The sequence below is a fragment of the Campylobacter pinnipediorum subsp. pinnipediorum genome (assembly GCF_002021925.1).
Lineage (GTDB): Bacteria > Campylobacterota > Campylobacteria > Campylobacterales > Campylobacteraceae > Campylobacter_A > Campylobacter_A pinnipediorum.
The window spans coordinates 138,326-162,409 of record NZ_CP012546.1; the positions used below are offsets into that span (position 1 = coordinate 138,326).

26 protein-coding genes and 2 pseudogenes are annotated in these 24,084 nt (G+C 32.5%); 24 read left to right on the plus strand and 4 right to left on the minus strand.

Annotation, left to right across the window (positions count from 1 at the left end; genetic code table 11):
* The first annotated feature begins 2 nt into the window (after positions 1-2).
* From rplP to map, 14 genes are all read left to right on the plus strand, one after another.
* Entirely contained in the window at positions 3-428 is a 426-nt protein-coding gene (gene rplP, locus CPIN17260_RS00690) for a 50S ribosomal protein L16 (protein WP_069633346.1), read from the plus strand.
* The gene (gene rpmC, locus CPIN17260_RS00695) at positions 415-600 is read left to right on the plus strand and encodes a 50S ribosomal protein L29 (RefSeq protein ID WP_069633345.1); all 186 of its coding nucleotides are present in this window, start codon (positions 415-417) and stop codon (positions 598-600) included. The genes rplP and rpmC overlap by 14 nt, the downstream gene beginning before the upstream one ends.
* Positions 601-610: 10 nt before the next feature.
* A complete protein-coding gene (gene rpsQ / locus CPIN17260_RS00700; protein ID WP_078440404.1) occupies positions 611-862 on the plus strand; it encodes a 30S ribosomal protein S17 in 252 nt (83 codons plus the stop codon).
* Complete coding sequence (gene rplN / locus CPIN17260_RS00705; protein WP_069633343.1) at positions 862-1,230, plus strand: 50S ribosomal protein L14; 369 nt, start codon at positions 862-864, stop codon at positions 1,228-1,230. The genes rpsQ and rplN overlap by 1 nt, the downstream gene beginning before the upstream one ends.
* The gene (gene rplX / locus CPIN17260_RS00710) at positions 1,230-1,466 is read left to right on the plus strand and encodes a 50S ribosomal protein L24 (RefSeq protein WP_078397602.1); all 237 of its coding nucleotides are present in this window, start codon (positions 1,230-1,232) and stop codon (positions 1,464-1,466) included. The genes rplN and rplX overlap by 1 nt, the downstream gene beginning before the upstream one ends.
* 5 nt (positions 1,467-1,471) lie before the next feature.
* On the plus strand, positions 1,472-2,014 hold the full coding sequence (gene rplE, locus CPIN17260_RS00715) for a 50S ribosomal protein L5 (RefSeq protein ID WP_069633341.1): 543 nt from the start codon (positions 1,472-1,474) through the stop codon (positions 2,012-2,014).
* A gap of 1 nt (position 2,015) precedes the next feature.
* On the plus strand, positions 2,016-2,201 hold the full coding sequence (locus tag CPIN17260_RS00720; protein ID WP_069633340.1) for a type Z 30S ribosomal protein S14: 186 nt from the start codon (positions 2,016-2,018) through the stop codon (positions 2,199-2,201).
* A 9-nt stretch (positions 2,202-2,210) separates the two neighbouring features.
* Positions 2,211-2,606, plus strand: coding sequence for a 30S ribosomal protein S8 (gene rpsH / locus CPIN17260_RS00725; RefSeq protein WP_069633339.1), 396 nt, complete (start codon positions 2,211-2,213; stop codon positions 2,604-2,606).
* A 126-nt stretch (positions 2,607-2,732) separates the two neighbouring features.
* Positions 2,733-3,269 carry a 50S ribosomal protein L6 gene (rplF, locus tag CPIN17260_RS00730; protein WP_069633338.1) on the plus strand — a complete coding sequence of 179 codons (537 nt, stop codon included), beginning with the start codon at positions 2,733-2,735 and terminating at the stop codon, positions 3,267-3,269.
* Between the two features lie 10 nt (positions 3,270-3,279).
* On the plus strand, positions 3,280-3,636 hold the full coding sequence (gene rplR / locus CPIN17260_RS00735; protein ID WP_069637076.1) for a 50S ribosomal protein L18: 357 nt from the start codon (positions 3,280-3,282) through the stop codon (positions 3,634-3,636).
* A 15-nt stretch (positions 3,637-3,651) separates the two neighbouring features.
* A complete protein-coding gene (rpsE, locus tag CPIN17260_RS00740; RefSeq protein WP_069633336.1) occupies positions 3,652-4,095 on the plus strand; it encodes a 30S ribosomal protein S5 in 444 nt (147 codons plus the stop codon).
* A 5-nt stretch (positions 4,096-4,100) separates the two neighbouring features.
* On the plus strand, positions 4,101-4,502 hold the full coding sequence (gene rplO, locus CPIN17260_RS00745; protein WP_069637075.1) for a 50S ribosomal protein L15: 402 nt from the start codon (positions 4,101-4,103) through the stop codon (positions 4,500-4,502).
* Positions 4,502-5,764, plus strand: a complete 1,263-nt coding sequence (gene secY / locus CPIN17260_RS00750; protein ID WP_069633334.1) for a preprotein translocase subunit SecY — start codon at positions 4,502-4,504, stop codon at positions 5,762-5,764. Before rplO ends, secY begins: the two co-directional genes overlap by 1 nt.
* A complete protein-coding gene (map, locus tag CPIN17260_RS00755; RefSeq protein WP_078405788.1) occupies positions 5,764-6,522 on the plus strand; it encodes a type I methionyl aminopeptidase in 759 nt (252 codons plus the stop codon). Before secY ends, map begins: the two co-directional genes overlap by 1 nt.
* Positions 6,523-6,953: 431 nt before the next feature.
* Here the strand turns inward: map and CPIN17260_RS09295 are convergent, their stop codons facing one another.
* The 4 genes and pseudogenes from CPIN17260_RS09295 to CPIN17260_RS09635 all read right to left on the minus strand — a co-directional run.
* Positions 6,954-8,309, minus strand: a complete 1,356-nt coding sequence (locus tag CPIN17260_RS09295; protein WP_418225731.1) for a methyl-accepting chemotaxis protein — start codon at positions 8,307-8,309, stop codon at positions 6,954-6,956.
* 66 nt (positions 8,310-8,375) lie between these two features.
* Positions 8,376-8,939: pseudogene (locus CPIN17260_RS09625) on the minus strand (cache domain-containing protein); the annotation flags it as partial.
* Between the two features lie 164 nt (positions 8,940-9,103).
* Positions 9,104-10,210 carry a methyl-accepting chemotaxis protein gene (locus CPIN17260_RS09630; RefSeq protein ID WP_418225732.1) on the minus strand — a complete coding sequence of 369 codons (1,107 nt, stop codon included), beginning with the start codon at positions 10,208-10,210 and terminating at the stop codon, positions 9,104-9,106.
* Between the two features lie 63 nt (positions 10,211-10,273).
* Positions 10,274-11,170: pseudogene (locus CPIN17260_RS09635) on the minus strand (PDC sensor domain-containing protein); the annotation flags it as partial.
* Between the two features lie 136 nt (positions 11,171-11,306).
* On the opposite strand from CPIN17260_RS09635, the gene flgE reads away from it, so the two are divergent.
* The 10 genes from flgE (at position 11,307) to CPIN17260_RS00815 (ending at position 24,083) form a co-directional block, all read left to right on the plus strand.
* The gene (gene flgE / locus CPIN17260_RS00770; protein WP_078440406.1) at positions 11,307-13,898 is read left to right on the plus strand and encodes a flagellar hook protein FlgE; all 2,592 of its coding nucleotides are present in this window, start codon (positions 11,307-11,309) and stop codon (positions 13,896-13,898) included.
* A 90-nt stretch (positions 13,899-13,988) separates the two neighbouring features.
* On the plus strand, positions 13,989-15,299 hold the full coding sequence (locus tag CPIN17260_RS00775) for an NFACT RNA binding domain-containing protein (RefSeq protein WP_078440407.1): 1,311 nt from the start codon (positions 13,989-13,991) through the stop codon (positions 15,297-15,299).
* An 11-nt stretch (positions 15,300-15,310) separates the two neighbouring features.
* Positions 15,311-15,628 (plus strand): hypothetical protein, encoded by a 318-nt coding sequence (locus CPIN17260_RS00780; protein ID WP_078422721.1) that lies wholly within the window; start codon positions 15,311-15,313, stop codon positions 15,626-15,628.
* A gap of 80 nt (positions 15,629-15,708) precedes the next feature.
* On the plus strand, positions 15,709-16,443 hold the full coding sequence (locus tag CPIN17260_RS00785; RefSeq protein WP_078440408.1) for a phosphatidate cytidylyltransferase: 735 nt from the start codon (positions 15,709-15,711) through the stop codon (positions 16,441-16,443).
* On the plus strand, positions 16,437-17,522 hold the full coding sequence (gene dxr / locus CPIN17260_RS00790) for a 1-deoxy-D-xylulose-5-phosphate reductoisomerase (RefSeq protein ID WP_078440409.1): 1,086 nt from the start codon (positions 16,437-16,439) through the stop codon (positions 17,520-17,522). Before CPIN17260_RS00785 ends, dxr begins: the two co-directional genes overlap by 7 nt.
* Positions 17,523-17,546: 24 nt before the next feature.
* Positions 17,547-18,788 (plus strand): uracil-xanthine permease family protein, encoded by a 1,242-nt coding sequence (locus CPIN17260_RS00795; RefSeq protein ID WP_078415667.1) that lies wholly within the window; start codon positions 17,547-17,549, stop codon positions 18,786-18,788.
* Between the two features lie 24 nt (positions 18,789-18,812).
* The gene (locus tag CPIN17260_RS00800; RefSeq protein ID WP_372236835.1) at positions 18,813-20,114 is read left to right on the plus strand and encodes a M99 family carboxypeptidase catalytic domain-containing protein; all 1,302 of its coding nucleotides are present in this window, start codon (positions 18,813-18,815) and stop codon (positions 20,112-20,114) included.
* On the plus strand, positions 20,111-21,109 hold the full coding sequence (gene tsaD / locus CPIN17260_RS00805) for a tRNA (adenosine(37)-N6)-threonylcarbamoyltransferase complex transferase subunit TsaD (RefSeq protein WP_078415668.1): 999 nt from the start codon (positions 20,111-20,113) through the stop codon (positions 21,107-21,109). The genes CPIN17260_RS00800 and tsaD overlap by 4 nt, the downstream gene beginning before the upstream one ends.
* A gap of 1 nt (position 21,110) precedes the next feature.
* A complete protein-coding gene (pseI, locus tag CPIN17260_RS00810; RefSeq protein ID WP_078440410.1) occupies positions 21,111-22,139 on the plus strand; it encodes a pseudaminic acid synthase in 1,029 nt (342 codons plus the stop codon).
* Between the two features lie 9 nt (positions 22,140-22,148).
* Complete coding sequence (locus CPIN17260_RS00815) at positions 22,149-24,083, plus strand: motility associated factor glycosyltransferase family protein (RefSeq protein WP_078440411.1); 1,935 nt, start codon at positions 22,149-22,151, stop codon at positions 24,081-24,083.
* Position 24,084 lies beyond the last annotated feature (1 nt).

Consider the following 24,084-nt stretch of genomic DNA (forward strand, 5'->3'; position numbering starts at 1 on the left):
TTATGTTGATGCCTAAAAGAACGAAATTTCGTAAGCAAATGAAAGGGCGTAACCGCGGCTATGCAACTCGTGGTGCAAGTTTATCAACTGGTGAATTTGCTATAAAAGCAGTTGAAGCTGGTAGAGTAAACTCACGCCAAATAGAGGCCGCTCGTCAAGCACTTACTCGTCATGTTAAAAGACAGGCAAAAATTTGGATTAGAGTGTTTCCAGATAAACCACTAACCAAAAAGCCACTTCAAACTCGTATGGGTAAAGGTAAAGCAGGTGTTGAAGAATGGGTAATGAATATTAAGCCTGGTCGTATAATTTATGAAATGGCTGGTGTTAGTGAAGAGCTTGCAAAAGAAGCACTAACTTTAGCGATGCATAAATTGCCATTTAAGACAAAATTTGTAACGCGAGAGAGTGAAAATGAAATATACTGAGTTGAAAGAAAAAAGCGTTACTGAGTTAAACGCTATGCTAAAAGAGAAGAAGGTGCTTTTATTTACACTAAAGCAAAAGTTAAAAACTATGCAGTTAAGTAACCCTAATGAGATAGGTGCTGTGAAAAAAGAGATAGCACAAATCAATACTGCAATTAGTGCTTCAAAGTAAGGGGTAAAAGATGGCATTAAAAAGAGAAATTCAAGGCGTAGTTTTACAAAAAGCTGGAGACAAAACAGCTACTATTTTGGTTGAAAGACGCGTTATGCATCCAAGATACCACAAATTTGTAAAGCGCTTTAAAAAATATTTAGTTCATGATGAAAAAAATGAAACAAAAGCAGGCGATACTGTTGTAGCAATAGAATGCAGACCAATTTCAGCACGCAAAAGTTTTAGATTAAAAGCTATTGTTGCAAAGGGAGTTGAATAATGATTCAAAGTTTTACAAGACTTGCGGTTGCTGATAACAGCGGTGCAAAAGAATTAATGTGTATAAAAGTTTTAGGTGGTAGCAAAAGAAGATATGCGACACTTGGAGATATTATTATTTGCTCTGTAAAAAAGGCTCTTCCAAACGGTAAGATCAAAAAAGGTCAAGTTGTAAAAGCTGTTGTTGTTAGAACAAAAAAAGAGGTTCATAGAGATAATGGCTCTCTTATCAGATTTGATGAGAACGCTGCTGTTATACTTGATAACAAAAGAGAACCTGTTGGAACACGTATATTTGGACCTGTTGGCCGTGAAGTTAGATATGCTAACTTTATGAAAATTGTTTCACTAGCACCGGAGGTTCTATAATGGCAAATGTTAAATTTAAAATCAAAAAAGGTGACACTGTAAAAGTTATAGCTGGCGACGACAAAGGAAAAACAGGTAAAGTTTTATCTGTTATTGCTAAAAAAGGTCAAGTTATAGTTGAAGGTTGCAAAATTGCAAAAAAAGCTATAAAGCCAAGCGAAAAAACTCCAAATGGTGGACATATCAATAAAGAGATGCCAATAGATATCTCAAATGTTGCGAAAGTTGAGGAGTAAGAGCTATGAGATTAAAAGAGAAATATAACGAAAGTATCAAAGCAGCTCTAACAAAAGAATTTGATATTAAAAATCCTATGCTTATTCCTGCTATAGAGAAAGTTGTTATAAGTGTTGGTGCTAATGATTCTGCAAAGGATCAAAAGATACTTCAAAATATGGCTGATACTATATCTTTGATAGCTGGACAAAAAGCTGTTATTTGTAATGCAAAAAAATCTGTTGCAGGTTTTAAGGTTCGTGAAGGTTACCCTGTTGGTATCAAGGTAACATTAAGAAAAGACCGTATGTATGCATTTTTAGATAAGCTTATAAGTGTAGCATTACCAAGAGTTAAAGACTTCCGTGGACTTTCTAGAAGTGGTTTTGATGGAAGAGGAAACTATAACTTTGGTCTTAATGAACAACTTATGTTTCCTGAAGTTGAGTATGATAAAATACTAAGAACACACGGTATGAACATAACTATAGCTACAACAGCTAAGAACGATAAAGAGGCATTCAAATTGTTAGAGTTATTTGGTATGCCATTTGCAAAAGGAAAGTAAGATGGCAAAAAAATCAATGATAGCAAAAGCTGCTCGCAAGCCTAAATTTAAAGTGCGCGGCTATACAAGATGTCAAATTTGCGGTCGTCCGCACTCTGTTTATAAAGATTTTGGAATTTGTCGTGTTTGCCTAAGAAAAATGGCTAATGAAGGACTAATACCAGGTCTTAAAAAAGCAAGTTGGTAAGGAATAAATATGTTAAATGATTTAATAGCAGACGGACTAACACGCATAAGAAATGCTGCAATGAGAAAGCTTGAAACTGCTAAGCTTTTACACTCTAAAGTTGTTGAGGCTACTTTAAATGTTTTGGCGCAAAAAGGTTATATTGAAAGCTTTAACGTTGTTGAAGAAGACAATAAGAAATTTATAAATGTTGTGTTAAAATACGATGAGTATGGCAGAAGTGTAATAAACGAGCTAAAAAGAGTTTCTACACCAGGACGTAGAGTATATCAAGGTAAAGATGATATAAAACGTTTTAAAAATGGTTACGGAACTATCGTAGTTAGTACTAGCAAAGGCGTTATGAGTGGTATAGAAGCTCACAAAGCTGGCGTTGGTGGCGAAATCATCTGCACAGTTTGGTAATAAAATAAAAAGCTTGGTTTTATACTAGGCTTTTTAAAGTTTTTGTCTTAAAAGACAATCAATTTTACGGCATTGTGGTGTTGATTCTTGATTGTAAAAACACCCTAGACAAGTAAAAGGAAAATAATGTCACGTATAGGAAAACAGCCGATATCTATCCCATCAGGTGTAGATGTTAGCTTTGAAAATAATGTCCTTAAATTTAAAAAGGGCAATAGCGTAAAAGAGCTTGATACTAAAGGTAACGTTGAAGTAAAAATAGAAAACAATGAAGTTGTTTTCTCTTCTAAGGGCGACGATAGACAAAGTAGAGCATATTGGGGAACTTATAGAGCTTTAACTAACAATATAATAATCGGACTAACTCAAGGTTTTACAAGACAACTTGAGATAAATGGTGTTGGTTATAAAGCAGCTGTAAAAGGAAAAATTCTAGAATTAGCTTTAGGTTTTTCTCACCTTGTAAATTATGAACTACCTGAGGGCATAGAAGCAACTGTTGAAAGAAACGTTATCACCTTAAAAGGAAATGATAAACAAGTTATTGGTCAAGCAGCAGCTCAAATTAGAGGTTTTAGACCACCTGAGCCATATAAAGGAAAAGGTGTTAAATATCTAGAAGAACGTATAATCCGCAAAGCGGGTAAAACATCTAAGAAGTAAGGGATAAGTAATGACAGCAAAAGTATTAAAAAGAAAACTTGCTCTTAGAATTAAGAGAAAAAAGAGGGTTAGATCTAAAATTTCAGGTTGCGAGCAAAATCCAAGAATCTCTATTTTTAAATCAAATAGAACTCTATATGTTCAAGCTATAAATGATGTAACTGCTACAACAATAGCTTCAGCTAATGGTAAAAAACTAGGAATAAAAGCAAACAAAGAAGGTGCTGCAATTATCGCTAAAGAATTTGCTAACACTTTAAAAGCAAAAGGTATTAGTGCCGGTGTATTTGACAGAAATGGCTATTTGTATCATGGTGTTGTTGCAGCATTTGCTGACGCATTAAGAGAAAATGGCATCAAGCTATAACCCAAAGGAAAATCAATGCAAAAGTATAATAAAGAAGAATTCGAAGAAGTAATTGTTGATATCGGAAGGGTTACAAAGGTTGTAAAAGGTGGACGTAGATTCAGATTTACAGCGCTTGTTGTAGTTGGAAATAGAAATGGCTTGGTTGGCTTTGGATATGGTAAAGCAAAAGAAGTTCCTGATGCTATGCGTAAAGCTATAGATGATGCATTTAAAAACATTATCAATGTTAAGCTAAAGGGTTCTACTATACCTCACGATATTGAAGTTAAATATAACGCTAGCCGTGTTTTATTACGTCCAGCTAGTGAAGGTACTGGTGTTATAGCTGGTGGTAGTACTCGTCCTATCTTAGAACTTGCTGGCGTTAAGGATATTTTAACTAAATCTCTGGGCTCAAACAACTCTGCAAACGTTGTTCGTGCTACTATAAAAGCACTTAGCATGCTTAAAGGATAAGAAATATGGCATTAGAAAAATTAACCCCAGCACCAGGCTCAACAAGAGAAATCAAAAGATTGGGTCGTGGTCAAGGAAGTGGACAAGGCAAAACAGCTGGTAAAGGTCACAAAGGTCAAAGAGCAAGAAAAGGTTATAATGAGAAGCGTGGTTTTGAGGGTGGACAACAACCTCTTCAAAGACGTCTTCCTAAAGTAGGCTTTACTTCAAAATTTGAAAAACCTTACGCTATAAATGTTGAAAAAATAACAGCTATAAAAGAGTTAAGTGAAATTACTATAGCTACTATAGCTTCTGTTCATAAAATTTCAAAAAGCGTAAATAAAATCAAACTTATCGGAGCTAGTGCAAAAGATCTTGCTTCAAAAGTAAAAGACAGTAACGTTATCGTTAGCGGACAAAAGTAATGAATAAAGCATTGACCAACAAGATATTAATCACGTTGGCATTTTTATTTGCATATAGGATACTGGCTTATGTGCCAGTTCCTGGCGTTAATGTAGATGTGATTAAAGATTTTTTTAACTCAAACAGCAGTAACGCACTAGGTTTATTTAATATGTTTAGCGGTAAAGCCGCTGAGCGTCTTAGTATTATATCTCTTGGAATTATGCCATACATCACAGCTTCAATTATCATGGAGCTATTAGCAGCTACTTTCCCAAATTTGGCTAAGCTAAAAAAAGAGCGTGATGGTATGCAAAAATACATGCAAATCATTAGATATGCAACTATAGTTATAACAATCGTTCAAGCTATTGGTGTTAGTGTAGGGCTACAAAGTCTTAACGGACAAAATGGCGAACAAGCTATTATGATAGATATGAACTTATTTATAGCGATAGCGGCTGCTTCTATGCTTACTGGAACAATGCTTCTTATGTGGATAGGTGAGCAAATAACACAAAGAGGTATAGGAAACGGTATAAGCTTGATAATTTTTGCTGGTATAGTTTCTGGAATTCCAAGTGCGATAAGTGGAACTATAAACTTAGTAAATACCGGCGAGATGAATTTCTTAGCTGTTATAGGTATTTTCCTAATTGTTTTATTAACTATAGGTATTATTATCTTTGTTGAAATGGGAGAGAGACGTATTCCTATCTCATATTCACGTAAAGTAGTAATGCAAAATCAAAACAAGAGAATAATGAACTATATACCTATAAAAGTCAATTTAAGTGGTGTTATTCCACCTATTTTTGCTAGTGCGATTTTGATGTTTCCAAGCACAATAATGCAAGCAAGTACAAATTCATACGTTCAAGCGGTTTATGACTTTTTAAACCCAAATAGCTATGTATTTAACTTTTTAACATTTTTATTTATATTGTTTTTCGCATATTTTTATGCTTCTATAACCTTTAACACAAAAGATATAAGTGAGAATTTAAAAAGACAAGGTGGTTTTATACCTGGTGTTAGACCCGGAGAAAATACAGCACATTATCTAAATGAAGTTGCTAGTAGGCTTACTTTTAGTGGTGCTATTTATTTAGGTTTGATATCTACATTGCCTTGGGTATTGGTTAAATTTATGGGTGTTCCATTTTATTTTGGAGGTACTTCTGTGCTAATTGTTGTTTCTGTTGCGCTTGACACAATGAGACGTATAGAGGCTCAAATTTATATGAATAAATATCAAACTTTAAGTGCGGTAGGCTTATAATGGCAATCGGTTTAAAAAGACCTAATGAGATTGAAAAGCTTAGAGCGGCAAATGAAATTGTCGCTCGAACTTTAGACTATATAGCAGAGTTTATCAAGCCAGGTGTATCACTTCTTGAGATAGACAAGGTGTGTGAAGATATGATAAGATCATCTGGAGCAAAACCAGCTTTTAAAGGGCTTTATGGTTTTCCAAATACAGCTTGTATAAGTTTAAACGAAGTAGTAATACACGGCATACCAGATAATACAATACTAAAAGAGGGCGACATAGTAGGTGTTGATCTTGGCTCAAATTTAGATGGCTATTTTGGAGATAGCGCTAGGACTTTTCCTGTTGGGACTATATCTAAAAAAGATGAAGAGCTTATAGCATGCAGCAAAGATGCACTTTATTTTGCTATTGATTATATCAAAGCTGGAATGCACTTTAAAGAGCTATCCTATGAGCTAGAAAAATTTATACTCGGTCGTGGATTTGTTCCATTACGTGGTTTTTGCGGACACGGTATAGGAAAACGCCCACATGAAGAGCCAGAGATACCAAACTATCTTGAAGGAAACAACCCAAAAGCCGGACCAAAGATAAAAAATGGCATGGTATTTTGTTTAGAGCCTATGATATGTCAGCTAGATGGCACACCAGTTATAGGTAAAGACAAATGGAAAGTAACATCAAAAGATGGTCTAAATACTAGCCACTACGAACACTGTGTAGCTGTTGTAAATGGCAAAGCAGAAATTTTAAGCCAAGTATAGTTTTTATATTATAATCTATAGTTGGTTTAATTATTTTTTTTGCTATTCTTAACTATTAAATTTTTCCCTATTATATTTCTTTTTTGCTTTTATTATAAAATTTTATTTTATAGTATACAATTATAATATTTGCAATATACAAAAAACTAAAAATTCGTACTGATATAAAATATTTGATTGATAACATATTGAAACAATTTTATTATGATACATAAAAACATAAAAATTATTATTTTTTATAGTTTATAATTTCTTATAATATTGTATACTTATAAGCCAAATAGATTTAATATATAAATATGATAGTTAGTAGTTGTACGTTAACATAATAAAAAATTTAGTAATAATAAATAATGAATTTTGGTTATGGAATAAAAAGCGTATATAAATAAATACTCCCATTTATAGGGAGTATTTATATTTAGTTAGTGTTAAAACTTCTTCTTCCTTACATCTTCAACTATAGTCTTAGCCATACCATCTACTTCTAATGTAATTTGATTTGTGTTGTTTGCTATTTTAACATTTTGTTGAGTTAGCATATCTACTTCTGAAACAGATTTATTAATCATATTAATACCTTCTGCTTGTTCTTTTATAGATTCACTCATTTCATTTATCGATTGAGCTAATACATTTGTATTTGCTTCTATCTCTCCTAATGATTTTTGAGTTCTTTCTGCTAGTTTCCTTACTTCATCAGCAACAACTGCAAAGCCTCTACCATGTTCTCCTGCTCTTGCTGCTTCTATAGCTGCATTAAGTGCTAATAGATTTGTTTGATCTGCTATATCTCTTATTATTGTTATTATGTTTTTAATCTCTTCTGATTGTCTTATAACATCTTGTGTTTTTTGAGATATTGCATTCATTGAACTGCTCATCTCTTCTACTGCTGCTGCACTCTCTTGTAAAGAACTTGCTTGTGAGTTTGCTCCATTTGTTAATTCATCCATAGAGCTTGATAGTATTTGAGCTTTTTGTTGTAGTGTTTCTGCTTGTTTTAGATTGTTTTTAAGCATATTTGTTATTTCTTCACCAAGTAAATTTACACCACTAGCCATTCTACCTTCATCATCAAGTCTTGATGTAAAGTCTTGTCTTTTATATGAATCAAGTAATCTTAATACATCTTGACCATCTTTTGCTATTGCTTCTTGCAATGCTTCTTGAAGCTCTTTAAATGTTTGTTTTAATTGATTAAGTGCTGGGTTATTTGTATTAGCATCTAATGTAGCTGTAAAATCACCATCTTTTATCTTATCAACAAAGTGATTTGCTTGTTGGATAAAGTTGTTTTCTTGTGTTTTACCATCTTGGATTTTAGCTATGTTTTCGTTTATCATTGTTGCCATTTCGCCAAATTCGTCTTGTGAAGAAACATTTGTTCTTATAGGCTCTTTTATTTCATAATTTAGAAATTGAAAAAATGAAGCCAAACCAGCACTTATAGAAGATATAGGCTTTAAAAAATAATTGACCGTATAAAGCAATATAGCAACTATAACTATTATGAAAATAATAGAAAATATAGCTTGGTGAGTAATCACTCCATTTAGCTCTGTATCATAATCAGACAATGCATTACCAGAACAAATTAACCAATTAGCCTGTTTATATGCTTGACATGCACCTATTTTATTTACTCCGTTGAAGGTGTAGTTAAATGCCTCTTCTTTGTTTTGCTGATATTCATCTATAAAATGTTTTGTTAAATTTAAAAGAGTAGGATCATTGGACATTATATAGTTAGGGTTTGGGTGATAAACCATTTTTAAAGTATCCATATCAACAATATTTATAGTACTTGTTTCACTATCCTTGACATCAGATAATACTTTTAATTTTTCTATAAATACATCTGTGCGTATAACTCCTAAAAGTTTTCCATTAGAATAAAAAGGGGCAGATATGGTTATAGCATTTTTACTAGTAAGTTCATCAACATGTGGATTAGTAAAATAAATATCTCTTTTTTCCACAGCTTTTTTATAGTATTCTTTTGATTTAGCATTATAATGATCTTTTTCTTTTGTATATACATTAAATAGTATATTTCCATTATGTCTATTTTCTGCAGCAATCAAATCGCCTTGTTTTTCTCTGATTACATATACACCGTTAGAAGCCGGAGATGTTGCATATTTTATCAAATCCTCTTTTAGCAATTCTTCATTGTCTAGCAAATAAGGATTTTCTTCTAGATGTCTTTTTACATCTTTTATAAGACCTATATTGTCAACAAAGTAGCTTTCTATAAATATCCTCATTGATAACGAAGCGACTTTTTTTGCCTCTTTTGAGAGACTTGTGATTACCGATGATGTTTCTTTGTAGCTCTGAAATGCAAATATTGAAAAAGAAGCTACAAGTAAACATAATATAACAACGCCTAGTTTGTTAGAAACTTTTTTCATGTTAAACCTTTTATATTTAATTTTCGTGCTAATTTTACATTTTAATAGTTTAAAATAACATTTAATGTTTTAATTTATTGGATAAATATGATTTTTATCCAATAAATGTTTACACTATGTCTTATTTTTTGAGACAACATAATCTAAAATACAGACTCATGGACCTAAAACTTCTTCTTCCTTACATCTTCAACTATAGTCTTAGCCATACCATCTACTTCTAATGTAATTTGATTTGTGTTGTTTGCTATTTTAACATTTTGTTGAGTTAGCATATCTACTTCTGAAACAGATTTATTAATCATATTAATACCTTCTGCTTGCTCTTTTATAGACTCACTCATTTCATTTATTGATTGAGCTAATACATTTGTATTTGCTTCTATCTCTCCTAATGATTTTTGAGTTCTTTCTGCTAGTTTTCTTACTTCATCAGCAACAACTGCAAAGCCTCTACCATGTTCTCCTGCTCTTGCTGCTTCTATAGCTGCATTAAGTGCTAATAGATTTGTTTGATCTGCTATATCTCTTATTATTGTTATTATGTTTTTAATCTCTTCTGATTGTCTTATAACATCTTGTGTTTTTTGAGATATTGCATTCATTGAACTGCTCATCTCTTCTACTGCTGCTGCACTCTCTTGTAAAGAACTTGCTTGTGAGTTTGCTCCATTTGTTAATTCATCCATAGAGCTTGATAGTATTTGAGCTTTTTGTTGTAGTGTTTCTGCTTGTTTTAGATTGTTTTTAAGCATATTTGTTATTTCTTCACCAAGTAAATTTACACCACTAGCCATTCTACCTTCATCATCAAGTCTTGATGTAAAGTCTTGTCTTTTATATGAATCAAGTAATCTTAATACATCTTGACCATCTTTTGCTATTGCTTCTTGCAATGCTTCTTGAAGCTCTTTAAATGTTTGTTTTAATTGATTAAGTGCTGGGTTATTTGTATTAGCATCTAATGTAGCTGTAAAATCACCATCTTTTATCTTATCAACAAAGTGATTTGCTTGTTGGATAAAGTTGTTTTCTTGTGTTTTACCATCTTGGATTTGTTTGATATTTTCATTTATTAGTGTTCCCATTTGACCTATTTCATCATTTGATGAAACCTCAACAAAGTTAGGTTTAGCTATTTTGTAATTTAGATAATCAAAAAAGCTTTTTAAATCCTCACCTATATTAAACATTCTTTTGCCCAATGTTTTTGAGTATGTCCACATGATTATCATTAAAATTATTATAGATATAGCGGATATTATTATCATAAAATTTCTTAAAGATCTTGCTTCTTGTGTTATTTCATCAGGATTAGCAGTCAAAACAATACCCCAGTTTTTATCAAAATTGTCTATCTCAACAGCTGAGTATATAACTTTAGACTTTTTATTAGTAATATTAGAAACAATTTCAATCTCTAAAGGTTTTGTGTCAAATAGTGCATCTACAATAGGTTGTGCATCAGGATTTATTTCAAGTAGATTTTTCCCTATTAAATTTTTATCCTTATAGGTTATAAGATTTCCTTTGTGTGACATAAGTAGCGCATAATCTGTTTTGTATAGTTTGATAGAATCTACTATCTCTTGTATCTTTTCTATATTCATAGCTATACCCATAGTTCCTACAAATTTACCTTTAGCGTAAACTGGCACAGTAAAAGATGTTATTAAAACATCGGCTCCATTGAAATTATAAAAATAAGGATCTAATATAGCTGGTTTTTTAGTGTCCCTAGCAATAGTAAAATAAAAAGCATCTCTATACTCTTTTGTTCTTTTGGCTAGTTTCGGAGTTCCACTACTATTTACACTCCAAGGTGCAAAAAGTCCGTTTTCAGCATATAGTAATTCATCTCCACCATCTTGGTATTTGTTATAAAATTTTTCATTTGCACTCATAAACCAAATACTCATAAACTCAGGATTACTTTGTTGTATCCTCATAAACATATCACCTATAGAATCCGGTGATAATTTACTGTCTTGTTCTATGGCTCCTGATATAGATTCGGCAATAATACGAGAACTTTGCAAGGCCCTAGTTAGAAATATAGAAATGTCATTCGCATCTTTTTTTAATTCGCTAGTCATGTATTTTATGCTATCTTTATCTTTAATAGCTAATGTCTTAAATGCAACAACACTAGTTACAACAATAAGAGAAATAAGCGATAATGTGCAACTTATAATGGTTATTTTTGTGGAGAGTTTCAGGTTTTTAAACATAGTTTTTGTATCCTTGTAAAGTATTTTTGTAGCAAATTCATATTACAATAAATTTCTTAATATAGATTTAAGGTAAAAAATGGAACAAATCTTGCTTATGTGGTTTTAAATAAATTTTATATCTAAGGATAAAACTATGTTAAGATCACTTTGGTCTGGTGTAACAGGTCTTCAGGCACACCAGATAGCAATGGACGTAGAAAGTAACAATATAGCAAATGTTAATACTGTTGGACACAAATATTCTCGTGCAAATTTTTCGGATATGTTGAGTCAAACACCAAGGATAGCAACAGCTCCACAAGGTGAGCTAGGCGGTCAAAATCCTATGCAAATAGGTCTTGGAACATCTGTTCATTCAACTACAAGAATTTTTTCCCAAGGAACTTTGCAAGCAACTGATAAAAATACAGACTTAGCGCTTCAAGGAGATGGATTTTTTATAGTATCGCCTGATGGTGGTAAGACAAATTTATATACTAGAAATGGTGATTTTGTAAGAGATAGAGCTGGAAATTTTGTAAATAATAGTGGCTATATAGCACAAGGTTGGACTAGGGATGATGAAACTGGAACGATAGATCCAACAGGTCCTATAAGAAATATAGTAATACCAGAAGGACTTACAACCCCAGCTCGTGCTACGACACAGATAAATGTAAAGGGAAATCTTGACTCAGGTAACTCAATAGGCCCAAGAAGTATCCCTATATATACCCTTGACTCTGTTGGGAATGGACGTGATTATAACAACGATGGTATTTTAGATCCTATAGAAATTCATAATGAAAATGATGTAACCAATGATAATTTTTATACAAATAAAAGAAATGAGCAGGTGCTGACAGAAAGAGGTGTTGACCTTGGTGTTATGTTTGATGATGTAGGAAATGGTGTCGCACTAAGACAAGGTCAGGGCATATGGGTAAGCTATGCAAATGCAAAAACTAAAAAATTTGAGCTTGGTAGCAGTGATGCTGCAAATATTGGAAGATATTTAAAGCTTCAAAATGGCCTCCCTGAGCGTGGTCCTGATGGTAAGGTTATCCCAGAGAGTAGGTCTATAGATATAGTTTTAAATGGAGTGCCTATAAAAAGTGCAAATTCTATAAAAAATATAAGGGATGTAGCCTCTTTTATAAATGCTCAGTCAAATAAAACAGGTGTTGAAGCCAAAGTATCGGAAGGAAATAAGCTTACACTTATAAATAGAAACAATACGGGCACAGGTGAAAACACAAAAAATATACATTTGGTTGTAAATAAAGCTGTTCCAAATGGCAATGGAACCGATACTACTGGTTTGGATAGTACGGAGGTTATAACAGCATATCAGTATGAATACACAACATCTACTGCAAACACAACTCACTCTTCAAATGATAAGATCACAAGACTTATAAATACAACAGAGGATCTAAGAAGTGCTATGCAAGAGGATGCAAGAAAATATGTTGATTATAATGGAGATGGAAAAATAGAGAGAGATGATGCGACTAATGTTGCAGCCCGGGTTGCTACTGCCGTAGAGAATTCTTTAAACGCACAACGGGGTGATGATAATGAAAAAATAAATGCAGCGACAGAGGGATTGGCGGCTATCTTAGTAAACGAAGGTATTATAAAAAACAATGAAAGCATTACATCTTACAAAAATGAATTTAAAGCTGCGTTTCATAGGGCAATAAATAGTGGTGAAGAGTTTAAAGATGCGGCAAAAACAGCAGCAAAATATATAGCAGAGCTTACTAAATTTACTGATTATAATGATGGGGTTAAGGTTAGCGTTAATGCGCAAGGTCAGTTTCAGCTGGAAAATCCAAAAGGCGATAATTTTGATCATCCGCTTTATATAAGTATAACAGGTAGAACAACTGAAACAGAAAATGATGCTCCAGCTATAAATGAAAATGTTAGACTTACTACTATGCTTAAATCCCTTGAAGGCTCATTAAGCCCAAGTGAAACTATAAAAACAAGTTCTAAGTTTATGCTCTCAAGCCACGGCTCTACTACTGAGATACACGACTCTCTTGGTTCAAAACATACTGTAAATATCAAATGGGCAAAGGTCGCCACAACAAATGATGGTGGAACAGAGTGGAATATGGTTATTCAAGTGCCTGAGCCTGCTAAGATAAATTTTTCTGGAGAAGGTCCAGCTAACGTAATAACAGGTTCGCTTAGATTTGGTCCTGATGGTGCTTTGGCTTCATTTAATCCTTCAAGTTTTACATTTAGTGGAAATAACGGCTCATTGCCTGGACAAAGTGTTCAGCTGGATTTTGGGCTAAATAGCGATTTTAATGGATTAACCAGTTTTGATAGAGACTCATCAACTGAGTATATAAGGCAAGATGGTTATGAGGGTGGAACATTAAAAGATGTAAGGGTTGATGAGACTGGTGTTATCATCGGTGCTTTTACAAATGGTCAAAGCTTTGGTTTGGCTCAGGTTGCTGTCGCTACTTTTACAAACAATGAGGGTTTGCAAGCAGAGGGTGGAAATGTCTTTTCTAGGACTGCAAACTCAGGGGATCCTGTCATAGGAACTGCAGGTAGTGGAAATAAAGGAACTATCGCAGCTGCAAAATTAGAACAAAGTAACGTTGATCTAAGTAGGGCATTAACGAATTTAATAGTTATTCAAAGAGGTTTTCAGGCAAACTCAAAAGCAATCACAACAAGTGATGAGATGCTAAATACGCTTTTACAATTAAAACAATAATAAAACATTTATTCACTGGTAGCTTATACCAGTGAATTTATAATACCTTTATTGCATTTTTGGGTATAATGTGCTTTATAAAGGGTTTTTATGAAGTATTCACATCTTTTACAAATAGCTAACTATCTATCAAATTTCAAAAAAATCACAAGCATTAAACGTGTCGGTAATATGAATATATATATCGGGTTTGATAAAAAAGGCTTGTTTTTTGACCTATCAAAATCAGACTCATCTATCTATGCAAATGATGATTTTATGCAGATAAAAGAGTATCAAGCACCATTTGACAATATCATCAAAAAAAGACTTAATAACTCATTTTTGCTCAGTGTGGAGTGTTTAAAAAACAATAGAATTTTAAAATTTGTTTGTGAGCAAAAAGGCTCATATAAGAGTATAAAAACTATACTTTATCTTGAGTTTACTGGTAGATTTACAAACGCTATTGTAACTGATGAAAATGGGATAATTTTAGAAGCTTTAAGGCATATTGATAGTGAATTTAGGAAGATAGAAACTGGAGAAAAGCTAAAAGAGCTTGGCGAGTTTGAGATAAAAGAAAAATCAGTCTTGCCTATAAGTGATTTTGATGATTTTTTTGCTAGTGAGTTTGATAGGGTAAATAATGCAAATTTTATCTATACAAAAAATGTAAAACTAGCTCAAATAGATAAAAAAATCCAAGCCGTTTTACAAAATATAAATACACTTGAAGATAAAGATGAACTTTTGATGAGTGCTGATAAAAACTCAAAAATGGCTACACTTTTACTTGCAAATTTATCAAATTTAAAAGAGTATGAAAGAAAATTTCAGCTTATTGACTTTGATGGGAATGCTGTTGATTTTATCTTAGATGATAGCCCAAAGGTATTTGCAAATAAGCTTTTTAATAGCTCAAAAAGACTGAAAGCAAAAGCAAATGGTGTTGATTTGCAAAGGGAAAATTTATCTCAAAAGCTTGATTTTTTAAGGAATTTATCAAACCTGATAAACAGTGCAAATAGTGTTAGTGAGCTTGAAATTTTGTTACCTAAAAAAAATACAATCAAAAAAGATAAAACTATAAATGAAAATATAAAAAGTTTTTATATAAGAGAGTTTAAAATTTTAATAGGCAAAAATGAGAGTGCAAATTTAGAACTTTTAAAAAATGCTAAAAAAAATGATATTTGGGTGCATTTAAAAGACCTTCCAAGTCCGCACGTTATCATTAAGACAAACAAGCTAAAACCAGATGAAGATGTGCTTGAGTATGCGGCTAAAATTTGTCTAAATTTTAGTAGTGTTGGAAGTGGTAGATATGAGATTGATTATACAAAACGAGAAAATGTTAAGATAATAAACGGAGCAAATGTAAACTATATCAATTATAAGACGATAATACTTTCAAAGTAAAAGGAATCAAAATGTCAATCACCCCAGCTGGAAATATAAACTTTATAAACCAAAATGCTCCTGTTGTATCAGCTTCTAATGCAAATACACAAGCTAGGCTTGATATGCAAAACACTATGGCTGCTGAGCTTGCAAATGAAACAAAAGATGAGATAGCTGAGCTAAGACCAGCTGAGGAGACATATAAAATAGACCCTGAAAATCAGCATGAAAAACAAAAAAATCAGCAAGAACAAGAGAATAATCAAAGTAATTTGAAAAAAAATGATGAAATAGAACAAGAGACAAGCGAAAATGAAAATTCGTATCATTTGGATATAAAAATTTGATATTTAAAATTTTAATGTATGAACTATAAGCAAATTTTAGGTAAAATCTTGTAATCTACAATCAAAATAAAGGATTTGTTATGAAACAAAGAGTTGTTACCGGTGTGTTGATGTTTTTGGCTGTTTTAATCATATTTTTTGTTGATAACTATAATCTAAATTTTATAATTTTAGGTGTGGTTTTATATCTATCGTTTAAAGAAAGCATTCAGCTTTTTAAGCTTGATGGTTATGAGAAACTTGTTTTTGTTGCTCTTGCTTTTTATACATTGAGTTTTGTTTCAAATCCAATATTTTGTCTTATCTTGGCAATGCTTGTTATAGTCTCTTTTGTGGCTTATCAAAAAAGTGAAGATTTAAATCTTATTTTACCTTTTATATATCCATCAATGCCTATTTTTATGATGTGGGCTATATACTCACAATACGGAGTTGGCTATCTTGCTTGGGTTATATTGTCAGTTGTTGCAAGTGATACCGGTGCTTATTTTGTTGGAAAAAAATATGGGCATAGGCCTTTTAGTAAAAGCTCTCCAAACAAAACTCTTGAAGGTGTTTTGGCAGGCTTGTTTTTAGGAACTGTTATAGGTGCTATGTATGCAAGTTATTTTATGGAAAATGCTCTTTATTGCGCTTTTGCTAGTTTCTTGATGTGTGCTTTTGGTGTATTTGGAGACTTGTTTGAAAGCTATTTAAAAAGAAGGGTTGATATAAAAGATAGTGGAAATATACTACCCGGACACGGCGGTATGCTTGATAGGATAGATGGATACTTGTTTGCAGCACCTGTTTTACTTTGGACTTTATCGTGGTAATACTTGGCTCAACCGGCAGCATAGGTAAAAATACTCTTGATATATGCCAAAGATATGGTATCCAAGTAGAGGCTATTAGCTGCAACAATAATATCGAGTTGTTAAACGAACAAATAGCTAAATTTAATCCAAAATTTGTCTGTATTGGCGATGAAAAACTAGCTAAAAATATAAAACATAAAAATGTTTTTTGTGGCGAAGAAGGCATTGTTGATATGTTATCTGAGTGCAAAAGCCAAAAAGTTGTAAATGCTCTTGTTGGTTTTGCTGGGCTTAAGCCTAGTTTTAAGATACAAGAAATGGGAAAAACTTTGGCTTTGGCAAATAAAGAAAGCCTTGTTATAGGTGGTAAATTTTTAAAATGCGATCAAATTTTAGCGATAGATAGCGAACATTTTGGGCTTAAATTTTTGCTTTCTAACTCAGCATCAAAACCGCAAAAACTTATAATAACAGCTAGTGGCGGAGCTTTTTATAAAATCCCTGTAAACGAGCTAAAAGATGTAAAACCAGAAGATGCCTTAAAACATCCTACTTGGAGCATGGGTGCTAAGATCACGATCGATAGCGCTAGTATGGCAAATAAGCTTTTTGAAGTGCTTGAAGCTTATTGGCTTTATGGTATTAAAGATATAGAGGCTATCATAGAAAAAACTTCTATGATACATGCGCTTGTTGAGTTTAAAGATGGCTCAACTACAGCTCATATATCAGGAACTGATATGAGACTTGCTATAGCTCATGCGGTGCTTGATAGTGTTGATGAAAAGATAGTTTCAAGTGTTGATTTACTAAAGCTTAATGAGATAAAATTCCAAGAGATAAGCTTAGAAAAATATCCTATTTTTGGATTAAAAGATAGGGTTTTGCAAAATCCTGATTTAGGTGTTGTTATAAATGCAGCAAATGAGGTTGGTGTTTATGCTTTCTTGGATAGAAAATGTGGATTTTTAGATATTTCAAAAGTTATATTTGAGTGTGTTGATATTTTTAAAGATATAAACATAAGCGATAGAAATGATCTTTTTGTGATAGATGATGAGGTTAGAAAACAGGCAAAAAAGATACTTGGTGTCTGATAAATTTAATAAAAAGGGAAAACATTGACAAAATACGAGGGTTATAAATTTAATTTTAGGCAGAGCATTTTAGGTGTTCAGTTTTTATTTGTTGCTTTTGGAGCATTGGTTTTAGTCCCTATTTTGACCGGACTTAATGCAAATGTGGCTCTTTTTACAGCAGGTATAGGAACACTTGCTTTTCAGCTTGTTACTCGCAAAAATGTCCCGCCTATATTTTTAGCTAGTTCTTTTGCATTTATAGCCCCTATGACTTTTTCTATACAAAAATGGGGAGTTTCTGCTACTATGGGAGGCATTATAGCTGCTGGATTTATGTATGTTTTACTTAGCTTTTTGGTTAGATTTAAAGGAGAAGAGTTTTTACATAAACTTTTACCGCCTGTTGTTGTAGGACCTGTTGTTGCAACTATAGGTCTTATACTATCACCAGCTGCCGTAAAGATGGCTATGGGGGTAGGGAACGAGGCTGTTTATTCTCATGCTCAGTCGATGTTTATAGCATTTTTTACCCTGATTTGCACTATTGTTATTATGACACTTGCAAAAGGAATATTAAAATTAATTCCTATTCTTATTGGAATTTTATTCGGATATTTGGCGTCATTTTTGATGGGTATTGTTGATTTTTCTCCTATTTCAAATGCTAGTTGGTTTGGTATTCCTGAGTTTGTATTTCCTAGTTTTGAGTGGCATGCTATTTTGTATATGATACCTATAGCCATAGCTCCAGCTATAGAACATATAGGCGATATGATAACTATTTCAAATGTCGCAAAAGAGGATTTTTTGAAAAAACCTGGGCTTAAAAATACACTTTTAGGCGATGGTATTGCGACTAGTTTGGCTGGATTTTTTGGAGGACCGCCAAATACGACTTATTCTGAGGTAACGGCTGCTGTAGGTCTTACGAAATCTTACAACCCAGCTATAATGACTTGGACTGCAATAACTGCAATTTGCCTTGCATTTATCGGAAAATTGGGCGCTGTGTTATCAACTATACCAACTCCTGTGATTGGTGGTATAATGTTGCTTTTATTTGGTGTTATAGCAAGTGTTGGTATGCAAATACTTATAAAACATAATGTTGATTTGTCTGATCCTAGAAATATAATCATAGTTTCTTTGATATTTGTATTTGCTATTGGTGGAATGATTGTTGATTTGCAATTTGTGAGTTTTTCTGGTGTTGGACTTGGTGCGATAGTTGGTATTGTGCTAAATCTAGTTTTACCAAAAACAAAACATTTTGATGAAGTGTAAAATATTTTATATTAAAGATGGAGAGTGGAGTTGAAGATTATTTTTAAATTTTTTGTAATTTTTTTTGGTGTTTTGGCTTTTTCACAAAATTTAGATTATGCCCTTATTAAAAAAGGTATCCAAGACGATAATACTATGCTTTTAATAGGCGGAATCCAAGGCGATGAGCCAGGAGGCTTCTTGGCGGCTAGTATTGTTGCTACTGATTATAATATAACAAAGGGTAGTCTTTGGGTTGTTCCAAATTTAAATTTTCCAAGCATTATACAAAGATCTCGCGGAACAAAAGGCGATATGAATAGAAAATTTGCCAAGATAGATAAAGATGATCCTGACTATAGAGCCGTTATTAGTATAAAAAAACTTATAACAGATCCAAGGGTTTCTTTGATATTAAATTTGCACGATGGTAGTGGTTTTTATAGTGGTAAATATATAAGCAATGATATAAATCCTTCAAGATGGGGAAGCACTTGTATAGTGGATCAGACAAAATTGCAAGGTTCTAGTTATCCAGACTTAGAAGATATCGCTACAAGAGTTAAAAATCATATAAACTCTAAAATTTTAGATGCACACCATACTTATCATGTGAAAAATACAAGAACAGCAGAGGGCGATGTTGAGATGCTGAAATCTCTTACATATTATGCTGTTACTCAAAACAAATCAGCATTTGCAAACGAAGCTAGTAAAAACTTAAATGCAGAAGAAAGGACTTATTATCATCTTCTTGCTATTGAGGAGTATATGAGGGTTGTTGGTATAGAGTTTACTAGGCCATTTGAACTTGATGTAAAGAGCGTTAAAAAAGCTATAGAAAAAGAAATTCATCTAAGTTTTTTTAACAATATGTTTGTTTTAAATCTTATAGATACTCGCTCTGCTTTAACATATATACCGCTTAAAATTGGAGTTGAATTAGAATATGTCTCTACTAATCCTCTTTTGGCTGTTATAAAAGAAGGTAATGGATATAAGGTTCAATATGGAAATAGATTTGTAACAAAATTAATTCCTCAATATTTCGAATATGGAAAAAAAATAGATACGATAAAAGTCATTGTTGATGGAAAAGAGGAGATACTTCAAAGCGGCACTAAGGTAAGTGTTGAAAACTTTTTTAATATAGAAAAACAAAATGGCATAAGAGTTAATGTTATAGGCTATAACTCCGGTAAAATAGACGAGAGTGATGAAAATATATATAGAAAAAATATGATAACTAGATATTCTACGGATAAAGCTGGTAAGATATATAGGGTTGAGTTATATGAGATAAATAGCAATAAATTTGTAGGTATGTTTTTGGTGGAATTTGTATGATACTTGCTATAGAAAGTAGCTGTGATGACAGCTCTTTAGCACTTTTAAAAATTGATACATTACAGCTAGTTTATCACAAAAAAATATCCCAAGAAAGTGAGCATAATTTATTTGGTGGCGTTGTTCCAGAACTTGCAGCTAGACTCCATACAAAAGCTTTACCAAATCTAGTAGATGAGATAAAAGAGTATTTTAATGATATAAGGGCTGTTGCTGTTACAAACGAACCTGGTCTTAGTGTAAGCTTGATAGGTGGAGTTAGTATGGCAAAAACTCTAAGCATGGGGCTAAAGGTCCCGCTTATAACCGTAAATCATCTTGTTGGACATATATATTCGCTATTTTTGGATTCAAAGGCAAGGTTTCCAATGGGTGTTCTTTTAGTGAGTGGCGGACATACTATGGTTCTTGAAATAGATGAGGATAAAAACATCGCAATTTTAGCCTCTACAAGCGATGATAGTTTTGGCGAAAGCTTTGATAAGGTGGCTAAAATGCTTGGTTTGGGTTATCCCGGGGGCGGTATAGTGGCTAATTATGCTACAAAATCAACAAATAAAGATCGTTTTAAATTTCCAATTCCATTGCTTGGAGATAAAAGATTAGAGTATAGCTTTTCTGGTCTTAAAAATGCAGTTAGACTTGTTATACAAAAGATAGATAATATAAATGAAAGCGATATTTCTGATATATGTTTTGCTTTTGAAAATGCAGCTTGTTTGCATATAATGGATAAATTAAAACGTATCTTTGATGAGAAAAAATTTAAAGTTTTTGGTGTAGTTGGTGGTGCAAGTGCGAATTTAAACTTGCGCTCAAGACTCAATGAACTTTGTCAAAGACACAATACAGAGCTTTTAATGGCGCCTTTGGAGTTTTGTTCTGATAATGCTTTTATGATAGCAAGAGCAGCTAGAGAAAAATACTTACAAGGCGATTTTATTGATTATGATAAGATACAGATAAATCCAAGAAGTGTTTTAGATAGGGCATAAAATGAAAATAGCAGATTTTGATACTAGTAAAAAAGTTTTTATCATAGCCGAGCTTTCGGCAAACCATTCAGGTAAGTTAAAAACAGCCATAGAAACTATAAAAGCGGCTAAAAGAGCAGGGGCTGATGCTATAAAACTTCAAACATATACAGCAGATAGTCTTACTTTGGATTGCCAAAATGATGATTTTTTGCTTAAAGATGGTTTATGGAAAGGTCAAAATTTATATAAACTTTACCAAGATGCATTAACTCCAAGAGAGTGGCATTTTGAGCTTTTTAAAGTAGCTAAAGAGGAGGGGCTTATATGTTTTTCTAGCCCTTTTTCTAAAGAAGATGTTGAATTTTTAGAACAATTTAATCCTCCTGCTTATAAGATAGCAAGTTTTGAGGCAAATGATTGTGACTTTATAAATTATGTTGCTAAAAAATCAAAACCAATGATAATTTCAACAGGGATTATTAACGAAGATGAGATATTGTCAGCCGTAAATGCTTGTAAAGAGGCAAAAAATAATGACATAGCATTGTTAAAATGCACATCTAGCTACCCATCTCCATTAAATGAAATGAATCTAAAAAATATTGCAACAATGAAAAAAGCATTCAACGTAGAGATAGGTTTTTCTGATCATACTTTGGGTATTGTAGCACCTGTTGTTGCTGTTAGCCTTGGTGCTAGAATAGTGGAAAAACATTTTATTTTAAATAAAAATATAAAAAGTGTAGATGAGGCATTTTCTTTGGATGAAAATGAGTTTAAAGATATGGTAAATGCCGTTAGAAATACCGAGGCTTTGCTTGGACAAGATGAGTTTGTGCTTGATTCAAAGAGTATCAAAGGTAGAGAATTTGCAAGATCTATTTATGCAAGTAAAGATATAAAAGAAGGTGAGAAATTTAGTAATGATAATATAAGGGTTGTAAGACCTGGTTTTGGGTTACATCCTAGGTTTAAAAAAGAACTTATTGGCAAAGTTGCTAAAAGAAATATAAAATTTGCCGATAGAATAAGAGAAGAAGATTTATAAGGAGCTCTTTTGAATAACACACAAGATACAATTTTTGAAAAGAATTTACAGGCACTTTTTCAACAAGATGAAATTTTAGCGGCTCGTCTTTTTGCTATAACATCAAATGAAAAATACGATGTTTATATCGGTAAAAATGATCCTATAGATATAAATATTATAGATAAAAAAACTTTAAAGTATGTGTATAATAACCCATCTAAAGATGTTCACGATATGCTTGAAAGTTTAGAGAAAAAATATAAGCGTTATCCGGTTATGTTTTTTTATGGTCTTGGTAATGGTGTTTTATTTAAAGCTCTTTTGCAAAATAAAACTCATCAAAGGATAGTAGTTGTAGAGCCTGAGCTTGAAATAATTTATATAGCATTAAATTTAATAGATCTTTCAGAAGATATTAGAAGCGAAAGATTGGTATTGTTTTACTCTGAACTTGCTACATATTCGCAATTTTATTTTTTGGCTTCTAAAAGCGAGTTTTCTGTGTTTTCAAAGCTTTATGATCTGCATGTGCATTCTGAGTTTTATGAGAATTTTGAAGAGGATTTGACAAGGATTAATGCTGATTTTACAAAGGCTATATCTCAAATGGTGGTAAGTCATGGAAACAGCATAGATGATAACTTGCAGGGCATTAGACAAAACTTAGAAAATATCGTTCACACCTTAACTAATTATTCTTATGTGGATTTGGTTAAAAAAAGACATAAATTAATGGATACGGCCGTTATCGTTGCTACTGGGCCATCTTTGGACAAACAGCTTCCTGTACTTAAAAAAATAGCACCTTATGTTAGTGTTATTAGTTTGGATGCCTCTTATCCTATACTTCTTAAACATGGCATTGTGCCTGATTATGTAACTTCTATTGAAAGGGTCGTTGCAACATCTACTTTTTTTGATAAAAAAGATAAAAAGATAGATAAAGATATATATTTTATAGTCGCATCTTTAACACATAAAGAAACAATAAAAAAAATACTCCCAAGAAAACTAGTTCTTACAATGCGCCCAACACAAGATGAAAAGACTATGAGACTAGACAAGTTCGGCTACCTAGGCATTGGTCATAGCACTGCAAATCAAGCTTATCAATTTGCTTACGTTTTAGGTCATAAAAATATAGTTCTTATAGGACAAGACTTGGCATTTGCGCCAGATGGTTCTAGTCATGCTAAAGGTCATGCTTTTGCTCAAAGTGATGAGTTTCTTTATACTACTGCTTATGGCGGCGAAGGAGAGGTGAGAACTACTTATATATGGAATTTATTTAAGAACCAATATGAAAAAGATATAGAAAATTCATCAAAAGAGGATGTTGTTACATATAACTGTACCGAAGGTGGTGCTAGGATAAATGGCACTATAGAGCGTGGCTTTGAAGAGACTATGCAAGAGCTTTGTAAGGATAAGGAGATTAAAAATCTACCGAATATAAATAAAGTAAGTTACAAAGAGGCAAATAAACATCTTTTAAAAATTTATCGATATGTGATTAAAAAAACAGCTATACAAACAGAAGCAAAAAATAAAGTAGAAGCTGCTTTTTTGGAAATTACTCCGAAGATAGATGAGTTGTTGGAATTAAAAAATAATAATAAGATAGAAGAAAAGCATTTTAAGGATTTGGTAAAAATTTCTAAAAAGATAGATAAGCTAAAAGATTTTTTAAGTTCAAAAAGGATTATGGGGCATATAGAAAATATACTTACAATATCTGTATTTTATCAAGAGTTAGAGCTTGCTAAAATCGCGGTAGCTCCAAGCGATACCACAAAGGAAAAAATAGATAAGTTGTTGGAATGGGGTGAGATACATAAGTATTGGATGTTTTCGCTGGCAGGTGGACTTGATGCTGATATCAAAACTACCACAAAAGCTAGTAAAAACTTAATAAAAGAGCTTAAAAAAAGGAATATATTTCCTGAAAATAAAAGTAAGTGAG

Coding starts and splice junctions, on each gene's coding strand:
- rplP (WP_069633346.1), top strand. CDS start 3: ATGTTGATGCCTAAAAGAACGAAATTTCGTAAGCAAATGAAAGGGCGT.
- rpmC (WP_069633345.1), top strand. CDS start 415: ATGAAATATACTGAGTTGAAAGAAAAAAGCGTTACTGAGTTAAACGCT.
- rpsQ (WP_078440404.1), top strand. CDS start 611: ATGGCATTAAAAAGAGAAATTCAAGGCGTAGTTTTACAAAAAGCTGGA.
- rplN (WP_069633343.1), top strand. CDS start 862: ATGATTCAAAGTTTTACAAGACTTGCGGTTGCTGATAACAGCGGTGCA.
- rplX (WP_078397602.1), top strand. CDS start 1,230: ATGGCAAATGTTAAATTTAAAATCAAAAAAGGTGACACTGTAAAAGTT.
- rplE (WP_069633341.1), top strand. CDS start 1,472: ATGAGATTAAAAGAGAAATATAACGAAAGTATCAAAGCAGCTCTAACA.
- CPIN17260_RS00720 (WP_069633340.1), top strand. CDS start 2,016: ATGGCAAAAAAATCAATGATAGCAAAAGCTGCTCGCAAGCCTAAATTT.
- rpsH (WP_069633339.1), top strand. CDS start 2,211: ATGTTAAATGATTTAATAGCAGACGGACTAACACGCATAAGAAATGCT.
- rplF (WP_069633338.1), top strand. CDS start 2,733: ATGTCACGTATAGGAAAACAGCCGATATCTATCCCATCAGGTGTAGAT.
- rplR (WP_069637076.1), top strand. CDS start 3,280: ATGACAGCAAAAGTATTAAAAAGAAAACTTGCTCTTAGAATTAAGAGA.
- rpsE (WP_069633336.1), top strand. CDS start 3,652: ATGCAAAAGTATAATAAAGAAGAATTCGAAGAAGTAATTGTTGATATC.
- rplO (WP_069637075.1), top strand. CDS start 4,101: ATGGCATTAGAAAAATTAACCCCAGCACCAGGCTCAACAAGAGAAATC.
- secY (WP_069633334.1), top strand. CDS start 4,502: ATGAATAAAGCATTGACCAACAAGATATTAATCACGTTGGCATTTTTA.
- map (WP_078405788.1), top strand. CDS start 5,764: ATGGCAATCGGTTTAAAAAGACCTAATGAGATTGAAAAGCTTAGAGCG.
- CPIN17260_RS09295 (WP_418225731.1), bottom strand. CDS start 8,309: ATGGATACTTTAAAAATGGTTTATCACCCAAACCCTAACTATATAATG.
- CPIN17260_RS09630 (WP_418225732.1), bottom strand. CDS start 10,210: ATGATAATAATATCCGCTATATCTATAATAATTTTAATGATAATCATG.
- flgE (WP_078440406.1), top strand. CDS start 11,307: ATGTTAAGATCACTTTGGTCTGGTGTAACAGGTCTTCAGGCACACCAG.
- CPIN17260_RS00775 (WP_078440407.1), top strand. CDS start 13,989: ATGAAGTATTCACATCTTTTACAAATAGCTAACTATCTATCAAATTTC.
- CPIN17260_RS00780 (WP_078422721.1), top strand. CDS start 15,311: ATGTCAATCACCCCAGCTGGAAATATAAACTTTATAAACCAAAATGCT.
- CPIN17260_RS00785 (WP_078440408.1), top strand. CDS start 15,709: ATGAAACAAAGAGTTGTTACCGGTGTGTTGATGTTTTTGGCTGTTTTA.
- tsaD (WP_078415668.1), top strand. CDS start 20,111: ATGATACTTGCTATAGAAAGTAGCTGTGATGACAGCTCTTTAGCACTT.
- pseI (WP_078440410.1), top strand. CDS start 21,111: ATGAAAATAGCAGATTTTGATACTAGTAAAAAAGTTTTTATCATAGCC.